Raw genomic sequence first — 25,176 nt, forward strand, 5'->3', positions numbered from 1 at the left:
CTAGGCGACGGCCGCCTCGGCGGAGCGTCCGGCCGCGGCGGTCAGGCGATGCCTGCGGGCCGGCATGCCGTAGGTCGGGTGACCCATACCCCAGGCGGCGCCTTTGAGGATGGCGTTCTTGAGGTACGCGGCCACGCGGCCCCGCAGGTACCAGGATTTGGCCCGGGTGTCGCCGTCGACCATCTGGATGATCGCGTCGCGCCGCCCGAGGCTGATGTGGTTGCCGTAGTACTTCAGCGCGGCGGATGGGATCGTGCGGCCGGTCAGGTGCCTGATGATCGCACCGGTCGCCCGCATGCCCGTGAAACCGGCCGAGGCGCACGACATCGGCAGCGGCCGGCCGTTCTCACCGATGGCGTAGGCGCTGTCACCGGCGGCGTAGACGTCGGGGTGCGAGACCGAGCGCATGGTGTCGTCGACGACGATCTGACCGGTGCCGGTGACGTCGAGGCCGCTGCGGGCCGCGATGGGGTGGACGGCGAACCCGCCGGACCACACGGTCGCCTCGGACACGAAGACGGTGCCGTCGGCGGCGATCGCCCGTGTCGGCTCGACGCGTTCGACGGACGTGTGCTCGTGGACGGTGATACCGAGACGGTCGAAGGCCCGGCGCAGGTGGCGGCGGGCTCCGGGGGAGAGCCAGGCGCCCAGTTCGCCGCGGGCGGCCAGCGCCACCTTCAGGCCGGGGCGTGACTCGGCGATCTCGGTGGAGGTCTCGATGCCGGTCAGGCCCTCACCCACGACCAGGACGCGTCCGCCCTCGCCCAGGCCGTCCAGGTGATCGCGCAGTCGCAGCGCCGCGGCCCGGCCGGTGACATGGAAGGCGTGCTCGGCGACACCGGGGACGCCGTGGTCGGCGACGGTGCTGCCGAGCGCGTAGAGGAGGGTGTCGTAGGCGAGTTCGCCGTCGTCCAGCGTGACGGTCTTGTGCTCGGCGTCGACCGCTTCGACGCGTGCCAGGCGCAGCCGTACCCCGGTGCCGGCGAACATGCGGGCCAGCGGGCGTTTCCTGAGGTCCTGGCCGGCCGCGAGCTGGTGGAGGCGCAGCCGCTCGACGAAGTCGGGTTCGGCGTTGACGAGGGTGATCTCGGTGTCGGCGGGGTCGAGGCGGCGGGCCAGGCTCCCCGCCGAATGGGCCCCGGCGTAGCCGGCGCCGAGGACGACGATGCGGTGCTTCATGGTCTTGCTCCTGTCTGTCCGCTTGCCGATTGAGCGAGACAGCGGGCCGATCCATGACAGGGCCCGGTTGTGAAACGGATCACACATCGCCTGTGGGGTCCACCCGGCGGCTCCCGGCGGCCGGTCCGGGCCTCGGTCAGCGGAGGGAGCCGCGTTCGTCGACGTACCGGGTGGGGGTCCCGAGGAACACCTCCCGCTCCGCCGGGCCGTACGCGACGTTGAGAGTGTGCAGGTGGTAGGACCAGTCGGCCATGCCTGCCGCGCTGCTGAAGCGGTAGTTGAGCTGCCATCTCAGCCACTGCCCCGGGGCCAGCCGGATCGCGGGAGGACGCCGCCGCCGGGGCGGCAGGGTGAAGAGGGCCGGGATCAGCGGCTGGACCAGCAGGCGCCCGTCGGCCTCCCTCAGGCGCACGCTTCTGACGTCACCGGTCAGGGGGTGTACGGATGACGCGGGGCGGAAGGCGTCGGCTTCGCGCATGGAGATCTCGTGCATGAACGGACGGGGGACATCCGGCAGCTCGAACCCGACGGCGAGGGCGTTGCGGGATGCGGCGGCGGTCCCTCCGCGCGACTGCTTGGTCCACGATGTGCGGACCCACTGCACGACCACGTCCATGAGGGAATCGTCGCATCGCCACGTCACGATGCCGCTCTCGCGATGACCAGGGCGGGAGCTACTGCAGGGCGGGGGCCATGCCGTAGACGTCCGCCAGCAGTTCGAAGGAGCGCAGCCAGGCCCGCCGGTCGGGGGCCGCGGAGACGACGATCAGCTCGTCGGCCCGGGCCTGCTCGGCGAAATCGTCGAGGTAGTCCTTCACCTGGTCGGGGGTCCCGACCGCGGAGTACTTGGTCATCTGCAGGATCTGCCGCCCGGCCGGGGAGCCGAGGATGTCGTCCGCCTCCTCCGGGGTGAACGTACGGCCCCGGCCGAGGAACAGGCCCACCCGCCTGCGCTGCGCGTCCAGGAACTGCTCCTGCGCCTCCTGCGCGGTGTCGGCCGCGATGACGTTGACCCCGGCGATGACGTACGGCTCCGCGAGCTGCGCGGACGGCCTGAACTCGCGCCGGTAGAGGGCGACGGCGTCGTGGAGCGCGCCCGGGGCGAAGTGGGAGGCGAAGGCGTACGGAAGTCCGAGCACGGCGGCGAGCTGGGCCCCGAACAGCGAGGAGCCGAGGATGTAGAGCGGCACATCGGTGCCCTTCCCCGGTGTCGCGTCGATCCCGGGGATCCGGGACTCGCCGGTCAGGTATCCCCGCAGTTCCAGGACGTCCTCCGGGAAGGCGTCCGCGGCAGCCGGGTCACGGCGCAGGGCCCGCGCGGTCTGCTGGTCGCTGCCCGGCGCCCGGCCGAGGCCGAGGTCGATGCGGCCCGGATGCAGGGTTTCGAGGGTGCCGAACTGCTCGGCGATGGTCAGCGGGGAGTGGTTGGGGAGCATGATCCCCCCGGCGCCGAGGCGGATGCTCCGGGTGTGCGCGGCGACGTGCGCGATGAGCACGCTGGTCGCCGAGGACGCGATGGTGGGCATGTTGTGGTGCTCGGCGTACCAGATCCGCCGGTAGCCCCACTCCTCGGCGCGCTGGGCCAGCGTCACGCTGGCGTTCAGGCTGTCACTGGCCGTCTCTCCGCTGCCGATGTACGCCAGATCGAGGATGGAGAGGGGAAGAGCCATGGAAGGCGGGCCTTTCGCGGAGGACGGGGACGTGCATCCCGGCCGTGGGAGGTCGTCTCGATGCACGCTGTGCAACCGCCGCGGCACCGCGATTATTTCGCGGTGCCGCCTTCAGGGATCGTCGTGGTCCCGTACGGAGGTCACGCGCGGAGCGAGGGGCGGGGGACCGTGATGCTCAGCGGGCCTCTCAGGTTGACGTGGTCGCGGTACGGGGGCGGATCCTGGAGCAGGGCCGGCTCCGGGAGCCGCTGGACCAGGCGGGTCAGCGCCAGCCGGGCCTCCAGGCGGGCCAGCGGGGCTCCCAGGCAGTAGTGCGGGCCGAGCCCGAAGGCCAGATGCTTGATCTCGGGGCGGTACGGGTCGAAGGCGTCGGGGTTGTCGGTCTCTCCGGGGTCGCGGTGCGCGGCGGCCAGCAGGAGGACCACCATGGCGCCCCGCCGGAGCCGTACGCCGGACAGCTCCATGTCCTCGGTGGCCACCCGGGCGGTGATGTGCACGGGTGGGTCGTAGCGCAGCGTCTCCTCCACCACCGCGTCCGCGAGCTGCGGGTTCTCGCGTAGTGCGGCGAAGTGGTCCGGGTGGCGCAGCAGCGCCAGCGCACCGTTGGCGATCAGGTTCACGGTGGTCTCGTGCCCCGCCACCAGCAGCAGGGCCACGATGGAGACGAGCTCGTCGTGGCTGAGGGAGTCGCCGCCCTCCCGGACCGCGATCAGGGCGGAGACCAGGTCGTCGCCCGGATCCGCCTGACGGCTCGCGATCAGTTCGTTCAGGTAGACGTTCAGGGCGAGCAGGCCGCTGACGGACTCCCCGGTCGGCGGGGCCCCGAAGCCGTCGATCAGCCGGGTCAGCCGGGACGACCAGTCGCGCACCTGTTCGTGGTCGGCCGCGGGCACACCGAGCATCTCGCAGATCACCGTCATGGGCAGCGGGTACGCGAGGTCCTCGACGATGTCGAACGGCGCGTCCCGTTCCGCGGCCCGGTCAAGCAGCTCGTCGACCAGTTCGGAGATCCGCTCCGAGAGCCGGCCGATCCGCCGTGCCGTGAACGCCGCCGAGACCAGCCGCCGCAGCCGCGTGTGGTCCGGCGGGTCGAGTGAGAGGAACCACCGCTGCCGCACCGAGGACGGGGCGCCGGACGGCATCAGGTCGGCCAGGTTCCGGTCGCGGCCGCGCTGGCTGCTCATCCGCGGGTCCCGCAGCACCGCCTCGCACTCCCGGTAGGAGGAGATCACGATTCCGGGGTTCTCCCAGAGGGCCAGGTCCAGCACCGACGGTCCGAGCTCCCGGATACGGGAGTAGAGGGGGTAGGGATCGGGCCGCGCCGCCGGATCGATCAGCATGCCGATCAGTTCCAGGAGAGTGTGGTCCCGCGTGGTCGCCGTCATACCCGCTCCCGCCCATAGAACTTTGTTCCGCCCATAGTGCGGCGGATCCCGGCGAAGCTCAAGGTTTGCGGTCATCGTCCCCCGCGTCATGGAAAGACGGGCCCATCTTGACCTGTCCCTGCTTGTTCACGCCCGCTCCCCGGGCGTGGAGTCGATAGTGACGGCCGCGTCGACAGTGACGGCCGAGGGGAAGGACACGGAGGAGGCGAGTCCGATGAGCTTCGTTCAGGTCATCGAGTTCGACACCCAGCGCGGGGAGGACGTCCAGCGGTTGATGGACGAGTGGCGGGAGACGACGGCGGGAGAGAGCACGGCCACGCACACGACTCTCACCCGAGATCACGGCGGTACCGGTCACTACGTGGCCATCGTGCAGTTCCCGTCGTACGAGGAGGCGATGCGCAACAGCGACCTGCCGAAGACCCAGGAGATGTCCCGCCGGATGCAGGATCTCTGTGACGGGCCGCCCCGGTTCCTCGACCTCGACGTCGTACGGGACGAGGATCTCTAGCCCGTGGGATCTCTAGCCCGTGGCCGGGTTTCCCTGCCCGGGGCCCTGATGATCGAGGGCATACCGGGAACTGACGGCGGCGGCTTCAGCGGCTGAGGTCGACGACCTGTCCGATCTCCGCGACGCTGATCTGACCGTCGAACGCGTCACGGGCCGCCCCCCGGGCGGCCTCGCGGTCGGTGTCCGGCCACAGATGCGTCAGCATCAGCCGTTCCGCGCCTGCCCGGGCCGCCTGCACGCCTGCCTGCCGGGCACTGGTGAGATAGCGGGCATGCCTGTCGGGTACCGCGTCGACGTACGTCGCCTCGGCCACCAGGAGATCGGCATCGCGGGCCAGCTCGACCACGCCGGGGCTCGGCCCGGTGTCTCCGGTGTAGGCCAGGGCCGTGCCCCCCGCGCTCAACCGGACGCCCGCGTTGGGAACGTGGTGCGGCAGCAGAAGGGTGTCCACCCGGAACGGGCCCACCTCGAACGGTTCACCGGGGACGACGTCGTGAAGGACGTAGGCGTCGCTCAGCCCGCCGGGCCCGTCGAGGGCGAGAACCGCATCCAGCGCGCCGGGTAACGCGAACACGGCAAGCGCCGGCGCGGGCTCGTCCCGTAGGGTCCGGGCACGCAGCAGGGGGCTCAGGTCCGCGCAGTGGTCGGGGTGTCCATGGCTGATCCACACCGCGTCCACCCGTTCGGCCGGCACATGCTCGAGCAGGCGGGGAAGGGCGGCGTAGCCGAGGTCCAGGAGCATCCGGAACCCGTCGCGCTCGACGAGGTAACCACTGCACGCCTGACCGGCCGCGGGCCACGCTCCACAGGCTCCCAGCACCGTGAGCTTCACGAGTGCGACTTTACCGACTAACCGTTCATATAGCTGTGGCACAGGAACGGTTCGAGTCTGACGGCGGCCGGTGGGATCAGGCGGCCGGTTCCGGAACCGCTGCGAGCGAGGGCGATGTGCCGCTCGGCCTGGGCGAGCATGGTGTCGGCGTGTTCCGGTTCGGCGGCACCCGCTCCAGTCGACCCGCGTCCAGCATCGCGTCGATCCGGTCGCGTCCTTGCATCCACCTCATGGCGTGCTCCGGTTCTGAATCAGGGGGTGGAGGGGTTTGCTCCGCAGAGATGTCACGAACGGGTCGCTCTGGTCGGCGTTCCACGACACAGGTGAGATCCGGCTGATGTTCACCTCGCGGCCGAGGACGTGTTCCGCCGCTCGCGCCGCGCCGTACAGCTCGTCTTCGTCGGCGGCTCCCACCACGAGGACATCGACGTCACGTGGGAGCGGTCCGGGCTGGTTCGCGTGCCGGGCGGCCCAGGAGCCGTAGATGTACGCCTCCTCAATGCCTGGAACCGGCTGGAGAAGGGGCGGCAGGACGGCTGCCGGTCCGAAGGTCACCGCCAGCAGGTCGGTGAGTGGCTTGGCGACGATGGTGTCCGTGTTGGCGCGGATGAGACGGAGGTTGCCGTGCCGTCTTTCCCTGGTCAGGCCGGCGGCGGCGAACCGGTCCGCCTCGCGGCTCACCGTCGGCTGGGATATACCCGTCCGCCTGGCAAGGTCGGTTGTCGAGTACTCCTTCTCCGGGTGGAGGTAGAGCCGGGCGAGCAGTTCACCGACGGCGTTGGACCGGATCAGGGGAAGGAGCGGGGGAGGAAGATCCCTCATAGATGAATAATACTATGCGTCTATAGCATGATTGCAACCCTGTGTAGTTGCCGGATTTCAATCTGTTCTCATTTTGGGGCGCGATCACCTCCCCGCGGTGATGTCGATCATGGTGCTCTGTCATCGCGGCGGAAATCGGATGCCAGTGCTCGAAACCGGCATGTACCCTGCGCGAGGATCGCAGGAGGGGAATTGTCGTGGGACACGTCGAGGTCGGGCATCTGACGTATGTGCTGCCGGATGGCAGGCCGCTGCTGGACGATGTGTCCTTCCGGGTCGGCGAGGGGGTGAAGGCGGCGCTCGTCGGGCCCAACGGGGCGGGGAAGACGACGCTGATGCGGCTGGTCGCGGGGGACCTCCAGCCGGTCGACGGGACCGTCGCGAGCTCCGGCGGACTGGGGGTCATGCGGCAGTTCATCGGCAACCTCCGGGACGGGCGGAGCGTGCACGACCTGCTGGTCAGCGTGGCTCCCGAGCGCGTACGGCGGGCGGCCGCGGCGCTGGAGACCGCCGAGCTCGTGATGATGGAGCGCGACGACGAGAAGGCCCAGATGCGCTACGCGCAGGCCATCACGGACTACACCGACGCGGGCGGCTACGACATCGAGGTGCTCTGGGACACCTGCACCATGGCGGCCCTCGGCATGCCGTACGACCGGTGCAAGTACCGGGAGGTCAACACGCTGTCCGGGGGCGAGCAGAAGCGGCTGGTGCTGGAGGCGCTGCTGCGCGGGCCGGACCAGACCCTGCTGCTGGACGAGCCGGACAACTACCTGGACGTGCCGGGCAAGCTCTGGCTGGAGCAGGCGCTGCGCGAGACGCCCAAGACGGTGCTGCTGGTCAGCCATGACCGGGAGCTGCTGGCCAACGCGGCCGACCGGATCATCACCGTGGAGTCGGGGAACGTCTGGGTCCACGGCGGCGGCTTCCGCACCTACGCGCAGGCCCGCAGGGAGCGCAACGAGCGCCTCGACGAGCTGAAGAAGCGCTGGGACGAGGAGCACGCGAAGCTGAAGCGCCTGGTGAACATGCTCAAGCAGAAGGCGAAGTACATGGACACCATGGCCGCCGCCTACCACTCGGCCCAGACCCGGCTGCGCAGGTTCGAGGAGGCGGGCCCGCCCGAGGCCGCGCCCCGGGACCAGCTCATCAGCATGCGGCTCAAGGGCGGCCGGACCGCCAAGCGGGCGGTGATCTGCGAGCAGCTGGAGCTCACCGGCCTGATGAAGCCGTTCGACCTGGAGATCTGGTACGGCGAGCGGGTCACGGTGCTGGGCTCCAACGGTTCGGGCAAGTCGCACTTCCTGCGGTTGCTCGCCGGCGAGGAGGTACGGCACGGCGGCGTGGCCAGGCTCGGCGCGCGGGTCGTCCCCGGGCACTTCGCGCAGACCCATGCCCGTCCCGAACTCGTCGGCCGGACGCCCTGCGAGATCGTCATGACCGAGCACGCGAAACTGAAGAACGAGGCGATGAAGGTGCTGGCCCGCTACGAGCTGGCCGGGTCGATCGCCGAACAGCGGTTCGAGACGTTGTCGGGCGGGCAGCAGGCGCGGCTGCAGATCCTGCTGCTGGAGCTGTCGGGGACCACGCTTCTGCTGCTGGACGAGCCGACCGACAACCTGGACCTGGCCAGTGCCGAGGCGCTCCAGGAGGGACTGAACGCCTTCGACGGGACCGTGATCGCGGTCACCCACGACCGCTGGTTCGCCGAGGACTTCGACCGCCACCTGGTCTTCGGGTCCGACGGGCGGGTGTACGAGTCGCCGGAGCCGGTGTGGGACGAGACCCGGGTGGTCCGCCGGCGTTAGGGGCGTCGTCCCGGAGTGCGGGGTCAGGGTTCCCGGGCGCTCTGGAACGCGGTGGAACGGGATGGAACGCCGTACGGGTGAGCGGGCCGCGCTCCGGCCTTCCCCGGAACGCGGCCGGTCGCGTCCCATGCCCCTCGATCGCCCGGCCGCGAGCCCGGCGACCGCAACCGGAGAGACACATCATGAAGAACAGGATCCGTACCAGACTGGCCGCCGCCCTGGCGGCCGCCGCCGGCGTCGTCGTGCTGGCCGTGACGCCCGCCCACGCGGCGACCGAGATCACCGCCCAGCTCGAGATCGGCTTCAACACCGGTGTTCCCGCCGCCCGCACCATCACGCTGGACGTCCACGTGCCCATGAACGAGTACGACGCGAACGGCTATCTGATCCACGGCGCCAAGATCCAGGTGCGTTTCTACGGCAGCGACCCGGGCACCGACCAGTTCCTCCACGGCCCGATCACCTGGTACAGGGGGGACCACGGCCTGACGGCGGGGCCGGACGGCATCCGGCTGCAGTACACCTGGGAGGTGCCCCCGGGGTCGTTCCTCAACGAGGACAACGGCTGGGCCAACAACGGCGACGAGGTCTACATCACCGCGAAGTTCATCGACGGCGACGGCGGGACCATCAGCGACGACTCCAACATCGAGGAAGGTTTCTTCTAGGACCGCCGGCGAACCACCGGGGGCCGCCGGCCACGGCGGGCCCGGCGCGGTGGCCGGTGTCGTGGCTGGCGTTGTGGCCGGTGCTGTGGCCGGTGTCGTGACCGGTGCTGTGGCGGGCTCGCCCCTCCGGCCGGGGCCGTACCGCCGCAAGAGCCCTTCTCATGGAAAGAGCCGTGCTCCTCAAAAGAGTTTGCCTGGCCGCGGCGTGCCCGGGACGGAGGCGCCGCGGCCGGAGGTTATGACGGCTGGGTGACGCACAGGACGACGCACAGGACGGCGCACAGGACGGCGCACAGGACGGCGCACCGGACTCGGGCCGCCAGCGCCCTGGCCATGATCCTCCTCGCCGCTCTCCCGACCACCGGATGCTCCGGGGAGGACCGGGAAGACGCCCCGGAGCTCCGGCCGCTCATGGTGAAGGAGCAGGTCTCCTCCATCCTCAAGGGCGGCGACGAGTACGACGGTTATGTCGTGAACTGGGCGGGGGTGCTGGCCAACCCCAACCCCTGGCACTTCGGCGAGCACGTGGTGGCCACGGTGGTCGCCAGGAACGCCGAGGGCGAGGAGATCGTCCGGATGGAGCAGCCGCTGGACGCGGTGCCTCCGGCGGGATCGCTCCCCTTCACCGGCCAGGTGCTCGCGACGGAGCGGCCGGCCAAGGTGACCATCGAGTATCGCCCGGCCCAGTGGCGTCCCGCCGGCCGGATCGTCTCGGCCTTCAAGCCGTTCCCCGTGTCCGGGGTGCAGACCGAGAAGCAGCCGGACGGCACCTATCTGGTCATCGGGTACGTCGGCACGCCGTACCGGCAGCCGGCCGGGACCCTGGCGGTCACGGCCCTCCTGCGGGACAAGGACGGCAAGCTGCTCGGCGGCGGGAGCACGTTCGTGGACGACGTCCGCCGGGGCGGGAAGCGCCGTTTCCTGCTCGACGTCGAGAGCGTCGCGGGCACCGGCAAGGTGGCCGAGACCGAGCTGGTCGCGCGGACCTGGGGATCGAGCGGCCGTCCCTACGAGGACCTGGCGATGGGCGGCGCGATCCCGGTTCACACGGTCAAGCCCACCATGCCCCCGTTCGAGACGGACCGGGGACGGCAGCTGCCTCCCGGAGGGGACGCGCGTCCCTGACCCCGACCCCCATGGTGGTGCTGGCTGCGACATCAATAGAAATGTCAGGACCTAACCCTTAATTCGGACAAATGATTATCCATTAATGCTTATCGGGTTCAATACATGTAACGCGGTTTACTCGCCCGGTTAACATTCTGAATACAGTCGCAGTCGTCTCCGGCGAAGCGGTGGAACTTGTAGTTATAGAGCGATTACCGTCGGTCATATGAACGACAGGGACCTGGTCGAAGCACTCTGCGCACGCGATTCGAGTGCGCTCTCCGCTCTCTACGACAGGTTCGCCGAAGGCATCCATCGATATTGCCGGTCCATGGTGGCCGATGTCGACGGCGCCCAGGTGGCCCTCCGCGACACCCTGATCGTGGCCGAGGCGCATATTCACGCCCTCGCCGACGCCGACCGGCTCAAGGTGTGGCTCTACACGCTGGCCCGGGGAGAGTGCGTACGGCGGAGCCTGGTGGCGGACTCCGGTGCGCCGGCCGCGGTCACCGAGCCGCCGGCCGCCGGCCGCGGTGGTTCCGACCTGGGGGTGATGGCCTGGAACGCGATCCGGAGCCTGCCGCCGGCCGACCGGGAGGTCCTGGAGCTCCGCACCGGTCACGGCCTCTCCCTCGCCGACGTGGCCACGGTCCTGGGGGTTCCGGTCAAGACCGTCGAGACGATGCTGGAGACGGCCAGGGAACGGCTCCGCGACGCGATCACCGCCGAGGTCCTCGCCCGCAAGGGCCCGTATGACTGCGCACAGCGGGCCAGGATCCTGACCGGCTTCTCCGGGGAGCTCACCCCGGCGATGCGCGAGCGGGTGATCCAGCACGTCGGGCACTGCGACACCTGCGCGCCGCACCGGTCCCGCCAGGTCTCCGAGGGGAAGGTCTTCGACCTGCTGCCGCCGGTGCCGCTGCCCGAGACGCTCCGGGTCCGGGTGATGAGCTGCTTCAGCGACCCCGAACTCGTCGCCTACCGCCGCTACGCCGCCCAGCGGATCGGGCTCCTCGACGCCGCCGGGTTTCCCGTCGCGAGGATGGGCCGGCGCTCTCGCTGGACTCACGCGATGGCCGGTGCTGCGGCTGCGGTCGCGGCGGCGGCCGCCGTCATCCTGATCTTCGCCCAGTTCGGCGGACGGCCCGGCGAGACCTCCGGCACCGCGTCCTCCACCCTCCCCTCGGCGGAAGACCCCCCCGGTGTCGGCCTGCTGTGGGATCCCGAAGTCGAGCACGGCCCGATGGCACTGGAGCTCATCCCGCGCAGGCCGGTCGCGCGCGTGGAGGCCCCGGAGGAGCCGATCACGGCCATGAGATCACGAGACCTCCCTGGCAGCGGCGTCTCCGCGCCGCGGCGCGATCCGGCGGACCCCGCGAGACCCCCCTCCCCGGTCCGGCCGGTTCCCACGGGTGAGACCCCGCCCAAAGACACGTCTCCCCCGAGCCGGCCGCCGCGCGACCACCAGGGCGGACGGCCGAACCCCCGGCCCTGCCCGGCTCCTCCCCGTCCGGATCCGGGGCCGACGCAGACGCCGGCTCCGACGCAGACCTCGACGCCGACGGTGACTCCGACCGCCACCCCGACGTCGACGCCCACCCCGGCCGAGACACCCACGGCTTCCCCGTCATCCGCTCAGTCCGCCCCGGCGTACGGCTACGCGGCCGGTGGGCAGTGACGTACCGGCGACGTTCCGGCGGTGAGGTTCCGGCGGTGACGTTTCGGCGGTGAGGTTGCAGCGGTGACGTTTCGGCGGGCGGCGGGGCTCTGACGGGTGTGAGACCCGGCCCCGCCGCCCTCCGCATGAGCGGACCGTACGTGACGGTTCTCCACCCGGGAGCCGTATGCACTGGTTCTGCCCCGGGTAACCCGGGGTTCCCGTTCCCGGCAAGACATCCTCTCCCTCAATATCGCTACCCGGCGTGTACGGCGCATGTGCGTAGTGTGACCGCAGGGAATCTTGAGTGCGACCACCTGCCCTGCCGAGGGCGCGTGGCGGCTCGGGAAGGGGATGAATGCATTCCGTCGGGAGCAGGTACGCGCGCGCCGCGATGGTGGCGGGACTGGTGTGCGCGCTGACCGTGGGGACGGCGATCCCCGGCGGCGCCGTACCGGGCGAGCCGGGTCCCTCCGCCGACGAGGTCACCAGGGCCAGGGCCGAGGCGCGGGAGCGCGACGCCCGGCTCGGTACGGCCACCGCCCGCCTCGCCGAGGCGCAGGCCGAGCTGGAGGAACTGACCGTCCACGCGGAGAAGCTGGTCGAGGCCTACAACGGAGAGCTGGTCAAGGCCGCCCACGCCGGGGAGCTCAGCCGGCTGGCGGGCGAGCGGGCGCTGGCGGCCGGAAGGCAGGTGGAGGAGGCCCGCAAGGCGGTGGTCGCCACCGCCGTCCAGAGCTACGGCGCGATGGATCCGGCGATGGAGCTGATCACCAGGCTCGGGAGCGGGATGGACCCGACCCGCCTGCGGGGGGCCGGGATCCTGGCCCACCTGAGCCAGGGCCAGGCGGAGACCCTGAAACGGTTGCGCGGCGCCGAGGAGGTGGCCGTCATCTTCCAGGAGCAGGCGCAGGCCGCCTACGCCGCGCAGCGGGCGGCGGCCGGGCGCATGGCCGTGGCCAAGGCGGCGGCGGAACAGGCGGTGGCCCGGCAGGTCGCCGAGACCCGGCGGTTGAAGGCGGTCCAGGCGGTGCTGGAACACCAGGCGGACGCCGCGCGCGGCACGGCCGAGCGTCTGGCCAGGGAGCGGAGGGCGGCGCTGGAGCGGGCGCGGCTCGCTCGCCTGCGGGAGACGTGGGGAAGGCGGGGGAGCGCATGGAACCCGGTCGCCGCCGGGCTGGTCCCCCGCTGGGCGTTCAGCCCGGAGACCTCCTCGGGCCCGGGTGACGTCGCCGTCGACTGGGCGCTCACGCAGCTCGGCAAGCCGTACGTCTGGGCCGCGGACGGGCCGGACAGCTACGACTGCTCGGGGTTGACCATGCGGGCCTGGGAACGGGCCGGCGTCCGGCTGGACCACTGGACCGGCACCCAGTGGACCTCCGGCCCGCGGGTGCCGCTCGGCCGGCTCAGCCGTGGCGACCTGCTGTTCTTCGGACGGATCACCCAGAATCCCGGCGACATCCACCACGTGGGGATGTACGTCGGCCGGGGCTTGATGATCCACGCCCCGCAGACCGGGGACGTCGTCCGGATCGCACCGATCTGGCGCGGAGACCTCGTCGGCGCGATCCGGCCCGCCTGAGGATCAGTGCCCCTCGTGCCCCTGCTCCTGCGCCCGCTTGATGGAGCGCGCGATCTCCTCCTCGGCGTCCACCCGGCCGACCCAGTTGGCGCCCTCGACCGACTTGCCGGGCTCCAGGTCCTTGTAGACCTCGAAGAAGTGCTGGATCTCCAGGCGGTCGAACTCCGGAACGTGGTGGATGTCGCGGATGTGCTCCATCCGGGGGTCGTTGGCGGGGACGCACAGGACCTTGTCGTCGCCGCCCTTCTCGTCGGTCATGCGGAACATGCCGACCGCGCGGCACTTGATCAGGCAGCCGGGGAAGGTCGGCTCCTGCAACAGGACCAGGGCGTCGAGGGGGTCGCCGTCCTCGCCCAGGGTGTCCTCGATGAAGCCGTAGTCAGCGGGGTACTGAGTGGAGGTGAACAGCATCCGGTCGAGCCTGATGCGCCCGGTCTCGTGGTCCACCTCGTACTTGTTCCGCTGTCCCTTGGGAATCTCAACGAGAACGTCGAACTCCACCGCGGTTCCTCCGCTCAAGCCCCCGGGAACTCCCGGCCGGGCGTTAATGTCTCGTAGGCGTTGTTATCCGGGTGATTACCCGGATCGATGAGAGGTCGGCGACATGATGCGGCGCGATCGGTGGGTGGCCTTGGCCACTCTCGTCATGCTGCAACTGTTCGTCGTCGCGGCCGGTGTGCACCTGCTCGCCAGCGATGAGCTGGTCGAGAAGAAACCCGTGCCGGTCGCTTCGCCCGAGCCGCCGCCCGTCCCGGTCATCACCGCGGGTCCGGTGCTGGCCGCGGGTGGGAACGGACCTCTCCCCACCAAGGGTACTTTGACCGCAAGGCTCGCCGAGGCGCTGGGTGACCCGGCGCTGGGGGACAGCGTCGGCGCGGCGGTCGTCGACGCCGAGACCGGCACGTCGCTGTTCGCCAGTGAGGCCGGCACGGGAATCACCCCCGCCTCCACCACCAAGATCGTCACGGCCGTCGCGGCCCTGGCGTCCCTGGGGCCGGACGCCCGGCTGAGCACCCGCGTGGTCCGCGGCCCCTCGCCGAACTCGATCATCCTGGTCGGGGGCGGCGACCCGACGCTGACGGCCAACCGGATCGATCCCTCCGTCTATCCCCGCCCGGCCTCGCTGGCGACTCTGGCCATGCGCACGGCCAAGGCGCTCAAGGCCGCCGGGACGACGAGGGTGAGCGTGTCCTACGACGACGGTCTCTACACGGGACCGCGCACCGCCGCCAGCTGGAAGCCCGGATACGTGCCCGAGGGCAGCGTCGCCCCGGTGACGGCGCTCATGACCGACTCGGGCAAGGTCGCCCCCGGCAGCCGCCAGCGGGTCTCCGACCCCTCCAGGAGCGCGGGCGCGGCGTTCATCTCCCAGTTGAAGAAGTACGGCATCAAGGTCGCGAACAGGACCGCCCGGCGGACCGGGGCCGCCGCGAACGCCGAAGAGATCGCCCGGGTCGAGTCCGCACCCGTCTACGCCCTGGTGGAGCGGGCGCTGACGCTCAGCGACAACGACCTGTCGGAGGCGCTGGCCCGGCACATCGCCCTCAAGGAGGGGCAGGCCGCGTCCTTCGACGGCGGCGCGGCGGCCGTCCGTACGGTCCTGACCCGGCTGAGGGCGGCCGACGGCATCACGGTCTTCGACGGCAGCGGCCTGTCACCGAAGAACCGCATCACCCCCCTCGCCCTGGCGCGGCTGGTCGCGGTGGCCTCCTCGCCCGCCAACCCGAATCTGCACCCGGCCATCAGCGGCATGCCCGTCGCCGGGTTCACCGGCACCCTGGGGTACAGGTTCGGCAAGAGCGACTCCGCCTACGGCCTGGTCCGCGCGAAGACGGGCACGCTCGACGGGGTCAGCACCCTGGCCGGGGTGACCACCACGAAGGACGGCAGGCTGGTGGCGTTCGCCTTCATGGCCGACGACGTCCCGCCGGGCTGGGGCAAGGCCGAGGCCGCGCTCGACCGGCTCGCCGCGGCCGTGGCGGGCTGACCCTCCCCGGCCCTCATGGGCTACGGGGCTCCCACGCGTAAGTGAAGCGCTCTCGCGGGAGTGGAGGACTCTCGCGGGTAATCCGGGTAATTCACGCGATGAGGGTGGAGAGCACGTACGGTGGACGGTATGCAGGTGATCGACTGGGATCTGGCCGTAGCGACCGGGACGCGCCTGGTGCGCCCCGGACCGCAAGTGAGCCGAGAGGAGGCCCGGCACGCAGTCGCCGAGCTGAGGCGGCTTTCCCGTGAAGCCGAGGGCCACGTCCTCGAATTCACCCGGATCGACACTGAGAGCGCGCCGCAGCCCGCCACGATCGTCGACCGGCCCGGCTGGATCAAGGCCAACGTCGAGGGGTTCCGGGTGGTGCTGGAGCCGCTGACGGAGCGGATGGCGGCCCGCAAGGACCAGGCTCCGGCGATCGTGAGCGCCGTGGGGTCCCGCATCACCGGTGTCGAGGTCGGGGCGGTCCTCGCCTTCCTCGCCTCCCGTGTGCTGGGGCAGTACGAGCTGTTCCTCCCGCCGGACCCCTCCGGGGCGGCGCCGGTCGGCCGCCTCACGCTGGTCGCGCCCAACATCGTCCACGCCGAGCGCGAGCTGGGCGTCGACCCGCGTGACTTCCGCCTCTGGGTCTGCCTGCACGAGGAGACCCACCGGGTGCAGTTCACCGGCGTCCCCTGGCTGCGGGAGTACGTCCGGTCGCAGATGACCGAGTTCCTCCTCGCCGCGGACCTGGACCTGCCCACCCTGCTCGACCGGCTCCGCTCCGCCGCCGACGCGGTGGCCGACGTCGTCCGGGGCGGTGAGGGCAGCCTGATCGACGCGATCCAGACGCCCGAGCAGAAGGAGATCCTCAACCGCCTCACCGCGGTGATGACCCTGGTCGAGGGGCACGGCGACTACGTGATGGACGCCGTCGGCCCCGCCGCGGTCCCCTCGGTCGCCGACATCCGCGCGAAGTTCCAGCACCGCCGCGAGGGGGGCTCCCGCATCGACCGGACGATGCGCAGGCTGCTCGGCATCGACCTCAAGATGAAGCAGTACGCCGAGGGCTCCGCCTTCGTCCGCACCGTCGTCGACCGCGTCGGCATCGACGGGTTCAACCGGGTCTGGACGTCCCCCGACACCCTCCCGACCCAGGAGGAGATCGCCCGGCCGGACCTGTGGATCGCCCGCGTCGACGGCGCCCCCGCCCTCCCCGAGGCCGACGGCACCACCGGCTGACCCCGAAGACCCCCGGCGACCAACCATGGGTCCTCATCCCGCCGTGGCCGACGTCCGCCGTGCCGTACGGCTCGCGCTGGCCGACCTGGAACCCGGAGACCTCGTGCTGGCGGCCTGCAGCGGCGGCGCCGACTCCCTGGCGCTGGCCGCCGCCCTGGGGTTCGTCGCGCCCAGGGCCGGGCTCCGCGCCGGGTTGCTGACCGTCGACCACGGGCTCCAGGAGGGATCGGAGCGGCAGGCCGCCGAGGTGGTGCGGCTCCCGCTGGGCCTCGACCCGGCCGAGGTGCTCACCGTCGAGGTGGGCACCGCCGGGGGACCGGAGAACGCCGCCCGGCAGGCCCGGTACGCCGCGCTGGCGGAGGCGGCGGACCGGCTCGGGGCGGTGGCCGTCCTGCTCGGGCACACCAGGGACGACCAGGCCGAGACCGTGCTGATGCGGCTCTCCCGGGGGAGCGGGACGCGCTCGCTCGCCGGGATGCCGGCGCGGACCGGCGTCTACCGCCGGCCGCTGCTGGAGCTGGGACGCGCCACGACGGTCGCGGCCTGCGCGGCGCTCGGGCTCGTGCCGTGGGAGGACCCGCACAACCTCGACCCCCGCTACACCCGGGTGCGGGTCAGGGAACGGCTGCTCCCGGCCCTGGAGGAGGAGCTGGGCCCGGGGGTCGCCGAGGCGCTCGCCCGTACCGCGAGCCTGTGCCGGGACGACGCCGACGCCCTGGACGCCTGGGCCGACGCCGTCTACGCCCGGGCGGCGGTCACCGCCGGTGGGGATTGCGCTCTCAGCGATATTCCGGGTGATGTCCCCATCATTCCGGGTGCTGTCCCAAGCGACGTCCCGGGCGGTGCTCCGGGCGACGGGCCGACGGTGACGCTGGCCGTACCCGAGCTGGAGACGCTGCCCCCCGCGGTGCGGCGGCGGGTGCTGCGGCGCGCGGCCATCACCGCGGGAGCGCCGCCGGGCACGCTCTCGGCCGCGCACATCCTCCAGGTGGACCGCCTGATCACCGGCTGGCGGGGACAGCGGCGTGTGGAAGTGGCGGGAGGGGTTGGAGCGCTCCGCCGGTATGGCACCCTGATATTCGCCGCGACGCGGACAGCAGCCCCATAACCAGCAGCCCCAGTAAGGAAACCCCAGGTGGACGCAGCCGACATGGGTAAGGACCTCGAGAAGGTCCTCATCTCGGAGGAAGAGCTCCAGGCGAAGATCAAGGAGCTCGCGGGTCAGATCGACACGGACTACGCGGGCAAGGAGCTGCTGATCGTCGGCGTGCTCAAGGGCGCGGTCATGGCCATGGCCGACCTCGCCAGGGCGCTGAGCCTGCCGGTCCAGATGGACTGGATGGCCGTGTCGTCCTACGGCGCGGGCACCAAGTCGTCGGGCGTGGTCCGGGTGCTGAAGGACCTCGACACCGACATCGCGGGCCGGCACGTGCTGGTCGTCGAGGACATCATCGACTCCGGCCTCACCCTGTCGTGGCTGATGCAGAACCTGAAGTCGCGCAACCCGGCCTCCGTCGAGATCTGCACCGTGCTGCGCAAGCCGGAAGCTATCAAGGTCCCGATCGACGTGAAGTATGTCGGTTTCGACATCCCGAACGAGTTCGTGATCGGGTACGGCCTCGACTACGCGGAGCGGTACCGCAACCTCCCCTTCATCGGGACGCTCGCCCCGCACGTGTACGGCGCGAGCTAGACCGAAAATACGCCCTGGGCGAATTAGGGCCCTTCACGACCGCTCCAGAACATCAACATTGGCCACAGCGTCAGGGAACAGGGTTCCCTTGACGTACGTTGGTTAAGGAAGAGCCGGTGCCGCCCGGGCGGTTACTCTGCGCGGCGCACCGGTGTACCTTCGGACGCCAAGAGGTGGCTTCGCGCCATCTCTGGGTAGTCAGTTGGAGCGGTTAGGGATGCCGCGGCCTCGGGTCCGCCCGGGGCTTCCAGGCCTTGGTCAGGAAGGGACGGGCCCGCCGGGGTTCCGCATCGGATGGATCTCAAGCGATTTACACGTGGGCCACTGCTGTGGATCCTGGGTATCGTCGTGCTGCTCCTGCTCGTCACCACGATGTGGGGCAGTGACGGCAACTTCACGAAGGCCGACACCTCGGTGCTGTTCGAGCAGATCCGCTCGGGGAACGTCAAGAGCGCCAAGGTCATCGACAAGGAGCAGCGGGCGGAGCTGACGCTCGTCAAGCCGGTGGCCGTCGCGGGCAAGTCGACGGATCGCATCCAGGCCTTCTGGGTCGAGGGTCAGGGCACCCAGATCATGAAGGAGCTGGACGACCAGAAGAAGGCCGGGAGCGTCAAGGAGGGCTTCACCGCCGACGTCCCGCAGGACAACTTCCTCCTCGGCCTGCTGGTGAGCTTCCTGCCCATCGTCTTCATCGTGCTGCTCTTCCTGTTCATCATGAACCAGATGCAGGGCGGCGGCTCCCGGGTGATGAACTTCGGCAAGTCGAAGGCCAAGCTCATCAGCAAGGACACCCCCAAGACCACCTTCGCCGACGTCGCGGGCGCCGACGAGGCCATCGAGGAGCTCCAGGAGATCAAGGAGTTCCTCCAGGCCCCGGCCAAGTTCCAGGCGATCGGTGCGAAGATCCCCAAGGGCGTGCTGCTGTACGGCCCGCCCGGCACCGGTAAGACCCTGCTCGCCCGGGCCGTCGCCGGTGAGGCCGGCGTGCCGTTCTACTCGATCTCCGGCTCCGACTTCGTCGAGATGTTCGTCGGTGTCGGCGCCTCGCGCGTCCGCGACCTGTTCGAGCAGGCCAAGGCGAACGCCCCGGCGATCATCTTCATCGACGAGATCGACGCGGTGGGCCGCCACCGCGGCGCCGGTCTCGGCGGTGGCCACGACGAGCGCGAGCAGACGCTGAACCAGCTCCTCGTCGAGATGGACGGCTTCGACGTCAAGGGCGGCGTGATCCTCATCGCCGCGACCAACCGTCCCGACATCCTCGACCCGGCGCTGCTGCGCCCGGGCCGCTTCGACCGGCAGGTCACCGTCGACCGTCCCGACCTGGAGGGCCGCAAGGGCATCCTGAAGGTCCACGGCCGGGGCAAGCCGTTCGCCGAGGGCGTCGACCTGGACATCATCGCCCGCCGGACGCCCGGTTTCACCGGCGCCGACCTGGCCAACGTGATCAACGAGGCCGCGCTGCTCACCGCGCGCGCCGACCAGAAGCTGATCACGATGGAACTCCTGGAGGAGTCCATCGACCGCGTCATGGCCGGTCCCGAGCGCAAGACCCGGGTCATGTCGGACCAGGAGAAGAAGATCATCGCGTACCACGAGGGCGGTCACGCCCTGGTCGCGCACGCGCTGCCCAAGTCCGACCCGGTCCACAAGATCACGATCCTGTCCCGCGGACGCGCCCTCGGTTACACGATGACGCTGCCGATGGAGGACAAGTTCCTGGCCACCCGCTCGGAGATGATGGACCAGCTGGCGATGCTGCTGGGCGGACGCACCGCCGAGGAGCTCGTCTTCCACGAGCCCACCACCGGTGCCTCCAACGACATCGAGAAGGCCACCTCCATCGCGCGCCGCATGGTCACCGAGTACGGCATGAGCGAGCAGCTCGGCGCCCGCAAGTTCGGCAGCGGTCAGGCGGAGGTCTTCCTCGGCCGGGAGATGGGCCACGAGCGCGACTACTCCGAGAAGATCGCCTCCACGATCGACGAGGAGGTGCGCCGCCTCATCGAGACCGCGCACGACCAGGCCTGGGAGATCCTCGTCGAGTACCGCGACGTGCTCGACAACCTGGTGCTGGAGCTGATGGAGAAGGAGACCCTCTCCCGCGAGCAGGTCCTGCAGATCTTCGCCCCGGTCGTGGTCAAGGAGCACCGCCCGTCCTACTCCGGTTACGGCAAGCGGCTGCCCTCCAACCGCCCGCCGATCCTCACCCCGAAGGAGCAGGCCGGCAACGGCGCGCTCCCGGCGGGCAGCCACTCCGACTCCACCGCCGTGGACGGAAACTGACGTGGACCGGGAACCCCTCCAGGACGACGAGATCGGGAGTGAGCCGCTCCAGGTGGACCACGCCCGCATCGAGAAGGCCGTCCGGGAGATCTTGATCGCGATCGGGGAGGACCCCGATCGCGACGGCCTCCAGGACACCCCGGCCCGCGTCGCCCGCGCCTACGCCGAGCAGTTCGCCGGGCTGGGACAGGTCCCGGAGGACGTGCTGACCAAGGTCTTCGACGTCGACCACGACGAGATGATCCTGGTCCGGGACATCGAGGTCTACTCGACCTGCGAGCACCACCTGGTCCCCTTCCACGGGCTCGCCCACGTCGGTTACATCCCGAACGACAGGGGCCAGGTGACCGGGCTGTCCAAGCTCGCCCGCCTGGTCGACGTCTACGCCCGGCGCCCCCAGGTTCAGGAGCGGATGACCTCGCAGATCGCGGACGCGCTCATGCGGGTGCTGGAGCCGCGCGGGGTGATCGTGGTGATCGAGTGCGAACACCTGTGCATGACCATGCGCGGTGTCCGCAAGCCCGGCGCCAAGACCACCACCTCGGCGGTCCGCGGAATGTTCCGCGACAGCGACAAGACCCGAGCCGAGGCGATGGCCCTCATCCTGCGCTGAAGACCGCGTCTCCGCGCTGAGGACCGCCCCGAGCGGTTTCCCGCGCCGGGCCGCCGGTGGATCCGATCCGTTACCGGCGGGCGCCACCCGCCCGCCGGTTCGCCCTTTACGAGCGCCTAGGCTTGATATATGACGACCTCCGCCCCTCGTGACACGCCGCGTCACCAGCCCCCGGGCGCCGACGCGTCAGCGTCGCCATTGGCACCGTCACGGTGCCTGGTGATGGGGGTGGTCAACGTGACGCCCGACTCCTTCTCCGACGGCGGGCTCTGGTTCGATCCGGCGGCGGCCGTACGGCACGGCCTGGAGCTGGTCGAGCAGGGCGCCGACATCGTGGACGTGGGCGGGGAGTCCACCCGGCCGGGCGCGGCGCGCGTGTCGCTGGAGGAGGAGCTGGCCAGGGTCGAGCCGGTCATCCGGGAGCTGAGCCGCCAGGGTGTCACGGTCAGCGTGGACACCATGCGGGCCGAGGTCGCCCGGGTCGCGGTGGAGGCCGGGGCGAAGCTGGTCAACGACGTCAGCGGCGGCCTGGCCGACCCCGACATGCCGAGGGTGGTGGCCGCCTCGGGTGTGCCGTACGTGGTGATGCACTGGCGCGGGCACAGCCACACGATGGACAGCCGGGCGGTCTACGGCGACGTCGTGGCGGAGGTGCGCGAGGAACTGTCCAAGCGGGTGGCGTCGGTGCTGGCCGAGGGGGTCGCGGAGAGCCAGATCGTGCTGGACCCGGGACTGGGCTTCTCCAAGAACCCCGAGCACAACTGGGCCCTGCTCGCGGGCATCGGCCAGCTGGCCGAGCTGGGATACCCGCTGCTCATCGGGGCCTCGCGCAAGCGTTTCCTCGGCCGTCTGCTGGCCGGTCCCGACGGCTCCCCGCGTCCCTTCGACGGCAGTGACGACGCCACGCTGGCCGTGACCGCCATCGCCGCGCACGCCGGGGCGTGGTGCGTGCGTGTCCACAACGTGGCCCCGAACGCGGACGCCGTCCGCGTGGCCGCCGCAGTCCGAGGAGCGAGGGCGAGAGCATGAGCGTCGACACCGCGGCCGTCGAGACGGTCAACCAGGCGTTCTACACCGCCATCGAGAACGCCGACCTGGATCGGATGACGGAGATCTGGGCCGAGGAGTCCGGGGGTGGCCGGGTGAGCTGCGTGCACCCGGGCTGGCCGATCGTGAGCGGCCGGGCCGAGGTGCTGCGCTCCTGGGCGCTGATCATGGCCAACACCCCCTACATCCAGTTCGTGCTGACCGACGTGCGCGTCACGGTCCTCGGCGATGTCGCCCTCCTGACGTGTGAGGAGAACATCCTCACCGCGGGGGACGAGGGTGACGCCAGCTTCGCCGCGGGCAAGGTGGTGGCGAGCAACACCTTCGTCCGGACTCCGGAGGGCTGGCGGCTCTGGCTCCACCACGGCTCGCCGGTGCTGCAGGGTGACGACGAGGAGGAAGAGGAGACGCCGTGACGAGGACGCTGGACCGGATCGCTCTGCGGGGGCTGCGTGCCCGGGGGCGGCACGGCGTACTGGCGGCCGAGCGTGAGCTCGGCCAGGAGTTCATCATCGATGTCACGCTTTTTCTGGATACGGCGCCTGCCGCGGCGGGGGACGACCTGACCAAGACCGTGCACTACGGCGAACTCGCCGAAGATCTGGTGAAGGTCGTGGAGGGGGAGCCGGTCGACCTGATCGAGACCCTGGCCCAGCGGCTGGCCGACGTCTGCCTCGCCCGGGAGCCCGTCGAGTCGGCCGAGGTGAGCGTGCACAAACCGGCCGCCCCGATCCCGCTGCCGTTCGGCGACGTGGTCGTGACGATCATCCGGAGCCGGTCATGAAGGTCGTACTGGCGCTGGGCAGCAACCTGGGCGACCGCTTCGAGACGCTGCAGGGTGCGATCGACTCGCTGTTCGACGCCCCGGGCCTGGACTTCGTCGCGGTGTCGCCGGTCTACGAGACCGATCCGGTCGGCGGCCCCGAGCAGGGCCCGTACCTCAACGCGGTCGTGGTCGCCGAGAGCTCACTGGAACCCCGGACGATCCTCGATCGTGCACAGGGTGTGGAGAACGCTTTCGGCCGCGTCCGGGCGGAGCGCTGGGGCCCGCGCACCCTGGACGTCGATGTGATCACGATGAGCGGCCCGGCGGCCGGCGCGCCGGGCGAGGTCGTCTCCGACGACCCGCGGCTCACCCTCCCGCACCCGCGCGCGCACGAGCGCGCGTTCGTGCTGGTCCCGTGGGCTCAGGCCGACCCCGGCGCGACCCTCGGCGGGCGGCCGGTGGCCGAACTGCTGGCCGGGCTGGACAAGAACTCCGTACGGCTCCGCGCCGACCTGACCCTGCAGGAGCCCGCGTGAGGCCGAGCCGCCCCGGAGTGCTCGCCGGGATCGTGATCGTCGTGGCGGCCCTCACCTGGGTGCTCCTGAAGCAGCTGTACGGTTCCCTGCCCATCGTGCCGTGGACGGCGATCCCGACCGTCCTGCTGCTGGCGATCGGGGAGGCCCACACCGGCTGGATGGCCAGGGCGCGGATCCACCGCAAGCCGGGCACCCGGCCGGTGGAGCCGCTGGCCGTGGCACGCCTGGTCGCCCTGGCCAAGGCCTCGGCGCACGGCGGAGCCGTCTTCGCGGGCGTGTTCGCCGGATTCGCGCTCTACACGGCCGGCCAGCTCGACAAGGAGACGCCCCGCCAGGACTTCTTCATCACCGGCGGCTCGTTCGTCGCCTGCGTGGTGCTGGTCTGCGCGGCCCTGTACCTGGAGCACTGCTGCAAGGTGCCGAAGGATCCCGACGACGACCTCAACAGGACCCGCCCGGCGGGCTGAGACGGCACCGCCGACGCCCCGCCGACGCGCCACAGGTGCCCCGCCGACGCCCCGCCGGCCCACCGGGCACCGGCCGCCCGCCGTCACTTGTCGATGTCGCCGACCACGAAGAACATCGAGCCCAGGATGGCGACCATGTCGGCGACCAGGTGACCGGGGAGCATCTCGCGCAGCACCTGGACGTTGTTGTAGGAGGCGGAGCGGAGCTTCATCCGCCACGGGGTCTTCTCGCCGCGCGAGACGAGGTAGTAGCCGTTGATGCCGAGCGGGTTCTCCGTCCAGGCGTAGGTGTGGCCCTCCGGGACCTTCAGCACCTTGGGCAGGCGCTGGTTGACCGGGCCCGGCGGCAGCGCGCGGAGCCGCTCCAGGCAGGCGTCCGCCAGGTCCAGCGAGACCTTCACCTGCTCCAGCAGCACCTCGAACCGGGCGAGGCAGTCTCCGGCCGTCCGGGTGACGACCTTCACCGGCAGCTCGCCGTAGGCCAGGTAGGGGTCGTCGCGCCGCAGGTCGAGGTCCACCCCGGAGGCGCGGGCGATGGGGCCGCTCACGCCGTACTGCATGACCTGCTCACGGGAGAGCACGCCCACGCCGCGCGTGCGGGCCAGGAAGATCTCGTTCTCGACGAGCAGGGCCTCGATGTCGGGCAGGCGCCGCCGCACGTCGGTGACCGCCTGGGAGACCCGGTCCAGCCAGCCCTCGGGGAGCTCCTCCTTCAAGCCGCCGACCCGGTTGAACATGTAGTGCATGCGGCCGCCGGAGATCTCCTCCATGACGGCCTGGAGCGTCTCGCGCTCCCGGAAGGCGTAGAAGATCGGGGTCATCGCGCCCAGCTCCAGCGGGTAGGACCCGAGGAACATCAGGTGGCTGAGCACCCGGTTGAGCTCGGCCAGCAGGGTCCTCGTCCAGACGGCCCGGACCGGCACCTCCATGCCGAGCATGCGCTCCACGGCGATGACCACGCCGAGCTCGTTGGCGAAGGCCGACAACCAGTCGTGCCGGTTGGCCAGCACGATGATCTGGCGGTAGTCCCTGACCTCGAACAACTTCTCGGCCCCGCGGTGCATGTAGCCGACGATCGGCTCGGCCGAGCTGATCCGCTCACCGTCCAGCGTGAGCCGCAGGCGGAGCACCCCGTGCGTGGACGGATGTTGCGGCCCGATGTTGAGGATCATGTCCTCGGTCGCGAGCTCCTTGCCGCCCACCGCGTCCGCGCCCGCACCGACTCCCACGACCCGTTCCGTCATAGGGCCATGCTGCCACGCCCCCGCCGCCCCGCCCATACACCGGCTCGCCCCGCTCACCCGCTCCCGGCGCCGCCGTACGGCGTGGACGGCCG

At 70.8% G+C, this 25,176-nt stretch carries 25 protein-coding genes; 17 read left to right on the top strand and 8 right to left on the bottom strand.

Annotated features, from left to right (window positions below; all coding sequences use genetic code 11):
* The 4 genes from IEZ08_RS18540 to IEZ08_RS18555 all read right to left on the bottom strand — a co-directional run bounded on the left by IEZ08_RS18540 (nt 1) and on the right by IEZ08_RS18555 (nt 4,234).
* A complete protein-coding gene (locus IEZ08_RS18540) occupies nt 1–1,179 on the bottom strand; it encodes an NAD(P)/FAD-dependent oxidoreductase (RefSeq protein ID WP_068928118.1) in 1,179 nt (392 codons plus the stop codon).
* A 136-nt stretch (nt 1,180–1,315) separates the two neighbouring features.
* The gene (locus IEZ08_RS18545) at nt 1,316–1,795 is read right to left on the bottom strand and encodes a hypothetical protein (protein ID WP_068928117.1); all 480 of its coding nucleotides are present in this window, start codon (nt 1,793–1,795) and stop codon (nt 1,316–1,318) included.
* Between the two features lie 58 nt (nt 1,796–1,853).
* Entirely contained in the window at nt 1,854–2,849 is a 996-nt protein-coding gene (locus tag IEZ08_RS18550; protein WP_068928116.1) for an LLM class flavin-dependent oxidoreductase, read from the bottom strand.
* A 140-nt stretch (nt 2,850–2,989) separates the two neighbouring features.
* Nucleotides 2,990–4,234: a cytochrome P450 gene (locus IEZ08_RS18555; RefSeq protein WP_068928115.1), complete on the bottom strand. Its 1,245-nt coding sequence runs from the start codon at nt 4,232–4,234 to the stop codon at nt 2,990–2,992.
* Nucleotides 4,235–4,448: 214 nt separating this feature from the next.
* Here IEZ08_RS18555 and IEZ08_RS18560 point away from each other — a divergent pair, with 214 nt between their 5' ends.
* A complete protein-coding gene (locus IEZ08_RS18560; RefSeq protein WP_141704310.1) occupies nt 4,449–4,745 on the top strand; it encodes a hypothetical protein in 297 nt (98 codons plus the stop codon).
* An 85-nt stretch (nt 4,746–4,830) separates the two neighbouring features.
* Here the strand turns inward: IEZ08_RS18560 and IEZ08_RS18565 are convergent, their stop codons facing one another.
* Nucleotides 4,831–5,577, bottom strand: coding sequence for an MBL fold metallo-hydrolase (locus IEZ08_RS18565; protein ID WP_068928113.1), 747 nt, complete (start codon nt 5,575–5,577; stop codon nt 4,831–4,833).
* 228 nt (nt 5,578–5,805) lie between these two features.
* Nucleotides 5,806–6,399, bottom strand: a complete 594-nt coding sequence (locus IEZ08_RS18570) for a MarR family transcriptional regulator (protein ID WP_189242572.1) — start codon at nt 6,397–6,399, stop codon at nt 5,806–5,808.
* 197 nt (nt 6,400–6,596) lie between these two features.
* Here IEZ08_RS18570 and IEZ08_RS18575 point away from each other — a divergent pair, with 197 nt between their 5' ends.
* From IEZ08_RS18575 to IEZ08_RS18595, 5 genes are all read left to right on the top strand, one after another.
* Entirely contained in the window at nt 6,597–8,207 is a 1,611-nt protein-coding gene (locus IEZ08_RS18575; RefSeq protein WP_068928111.1) for an ABC-F family ATP-binding cassette domain-containing protein, read from the top strand.
* Between the two features lie 182 nt (nt 8,208–8,389).
* Entirely contained in the window at nt 8,390–8,875 is a 486-nt protein-coding gene (locus IEZ08_RS18580; protein ID WP_068928110.1) for a hypothetical protein, read from the top strand.
* A 333-nt stretch (nt 8,876–9,208) separates the two neighbouring features.
* Nucleotides 9,209–10,000: a hypothetical protein gene (locus tag IEZ08_RS18585; protein WP_068928109.1), complete on the top strand. Its 792-nt coding sequence runs from the start codon at nt 9,209–9,211 to the stop codon at nt 9,998–10,000.
* Nucleotides 10,001–10,208: 208 nt separating this feature from the next.
* Nucleotides 10,209–11,660 (top strand): RNA polymerase sigma factor, encoded by a 1,452-nt coding sequence (locus IEZ08_RS18590; RefSeq protein ID WP_189242573.1) that lies wholly within the window; start codon nt 10,209–10,211, stop codon nt 11,658–11,660.
* 337 nt (nt 11,661–11,997) lie between these two features.
* Nucleotides 11,998–13,221 (top strand): C40 family peptidase, encoded by a 1,224-nt coding sequence (locus IEZ08_RS18595; RefSeq protein ID WP_068928107.1) that lies wholly within the window; start codon nt 11,998–12,000, stop codon nt 13,219–13,221.
* A 3-nt stretch (nt 13,222–13,224) separates the two neighbouring features.
* Here the strand turns inward: IEZ08_RS18595 and IEZ08_RS18600 are convergent, their stop codons facing one another.
* Nucleotides 13,225–13,722, bottom strand: a complete 498-nt coding sequence (locus IEZ08_RS18600) for an inorganic diphosphatase (protein WP_068928106.1) — start codon at nt 13,720–13,722, stop codon at nt 13,225–13,227.
* Between the two features lie 103 nt (nt 13,723–13,825).
* Between IEZ08_RS18600 and dacB the strand changes: the two genes are divergently transcribed.
* The 11 genes from dacB (at nt 13,826) to IEZ08_RS18655 (ending at nt 23,840) form a co-directional block, all read left to right on the top strand.
* Nucleotides 13,826–15,208: a D-alanyl-D-alanine carboxypeptidase/D-alanyl-D-alanine endopeptidase gene (gene dacB / locus IEZ08_RS18605; RefSeq protein WP_229803253.1), complete on the top strand. Its 1,383-nt coding sequence runs from the start codon at nt 13,826–13,828 to the stop codon at nt 15,206–15,208.
* Nucleotides 15,209–15,337: 129 nt separating this feature from the next.
* Entirely contained in the window at nt 15,338–16,432 is a 1,095-nt protein-coding gene (locus IEZ08_RS18610) for an Rv3626c family coenzyme F420 biosynthesis-associated protein (protein WP_176728640.1), read from the top strand.
* Nucleotides 16,433–16,457: 25 nt separating this feature from the next.
* Nucleotides 16,458–17,540 (top strand): tRNA lysidine(34) synthetase TilS, encoded by a 1,083-nt coding sequence (gene tilS / locus IEZ08_RS18615; protein WP_189242574.1) that lies wholly within the window; start codon nt 16,458–16,460, stop codon nt 17,538–17,540.
* A 27-nt stretch (nt 17,541–17,567) separates the two neighbouring features.
* Complete coding sequence (hpt, locus tag IEZ08_RS18620; RefSeq protein ID WP_068928104.1) at nt 17,568–18,125, top strand: hypoxanthine phosphoribosyltransferase; 558 nt, start codon at nt 17,568–17,570, stop codon at nt 18,123–18,125.
* A gap of 294 nt (nt 18,126–18,419) precedes the next feature.
* Nucleotides 18,420–20,411, top strand: a complete 1,992-nt coding sequence (gene ftsH, locus IEZ08_RS18625) for an ATP-dependent zinc metalloprotease FtsH (RefSeq protein WP_068928103.1) — start codon at nt 18,420–18,422, stop codon at nt 20,409–20,411.
* A 1-nt stretch (nt 20,412) separates the two neighbouring features.
* On the top strand, nt 20,413–21,024 hold the full coding sequence (gene folE / locus IEZ08_RS18630) for a GTP cyclohydrolase I FolE (protein ID WP_068928102.1): 612 nt from the start codon (nt 20,413–20,415) through the stop codon (nt 21,022–21,024).
* A gap of 222 nt (nt 21,025–21,246) precedes the next feature.
* Nucleotides 21,247–22,053: a dihydropteroate synthase gene (folP, locus tag IEZ08_RS18635; RefSeq protein ID WP_068928101.1), complete on the top strand. Its 807-nt coding sequence runs from the start codon at nt 21,247–21,249 to the stop codon at nt 22,051–22,053.
* Nucleotides 22,050–22,487, top strand: a complete 438-nt coding sequence (locus IEZ08_RS18640; protein ID WP_068928100.1) for a nuclear transport factor 2 family protein — start codon at nt 22,050–22,052, stop codon at nt 22,485–22,487. The genes folP and IEZ08_RS18640 overlap by 4 nt, the downstream gene beginning before the upstream one ends.
* Nucleotides 22,484–22,855, top strand: coding sequence for a dihydroneopterin aldolase (folB, locus tag IEZ08_RS18645; RefSeq protein WP_084780821.1), 372 nt, complete (start codon nt 22,484–22,486; stop codon nt 22,853–22,855). Before IEZ08_RS18640 ends, folB begins: the two co-directional genes overlap by 4 nt.
* On the top strand, nt 22,852–23,373 hold the full coding sequence (folK, locus tag IEZ08_RS18650) for a 2-amino-4-hydroxy-6-hydroxymethyldihydropteridine diphosphokinase (RefSeq protein ID WP_084780820.1): 522 nt from the start codon (nt 22,852–22,854) through the stop codon (nt 23,371–23,373). Before folB ends, folK begins: the two co-directional genes overlap by 4 nt.
* Complete coding sequence (locus tag IEZ08_RS18655; RefSeq protein WP_068928098.1) at nt 23,370–23,840, top strand: DUF3180 domain-containing protein; 471 nt, start codon at nt 23,370–23,372, stop codon at nt 23,838–23,840. The genes folK and IEZ08_RS18655 overlap by 4 nt, the downstream gene beginning before the upstream one ends.
* Nucleotides 23,841–23,923: 83 nt before the next feature.
* Here the strand turns inward: IEZ08_RS18655 and IEZ08_RS18660 are convergent, their stop codons facing one another.
* Entirely contained in the window at nt 23,924–25,084 is a 1,161-nt protein-coding gene (locus IEZ08_RS18660; RefSeq protein WP_068928097.1) for an NADH-quinone oxidoreductase subunit D, read from the bottom strand.
* Nucleotides 25,085–25,176: the final 92 nt, after the last annotated feature.

Origin of the sequence: Planobispora rosea, from assembly GCF_014648175.1 — a bacterium.
Classification (GTDB): domain Bacteria; phylum Actinomycetota; class Actinomycetes; order Streptosporangiales; family Streptosporangiaceae; genus Planobispora; species Planobispora rosea.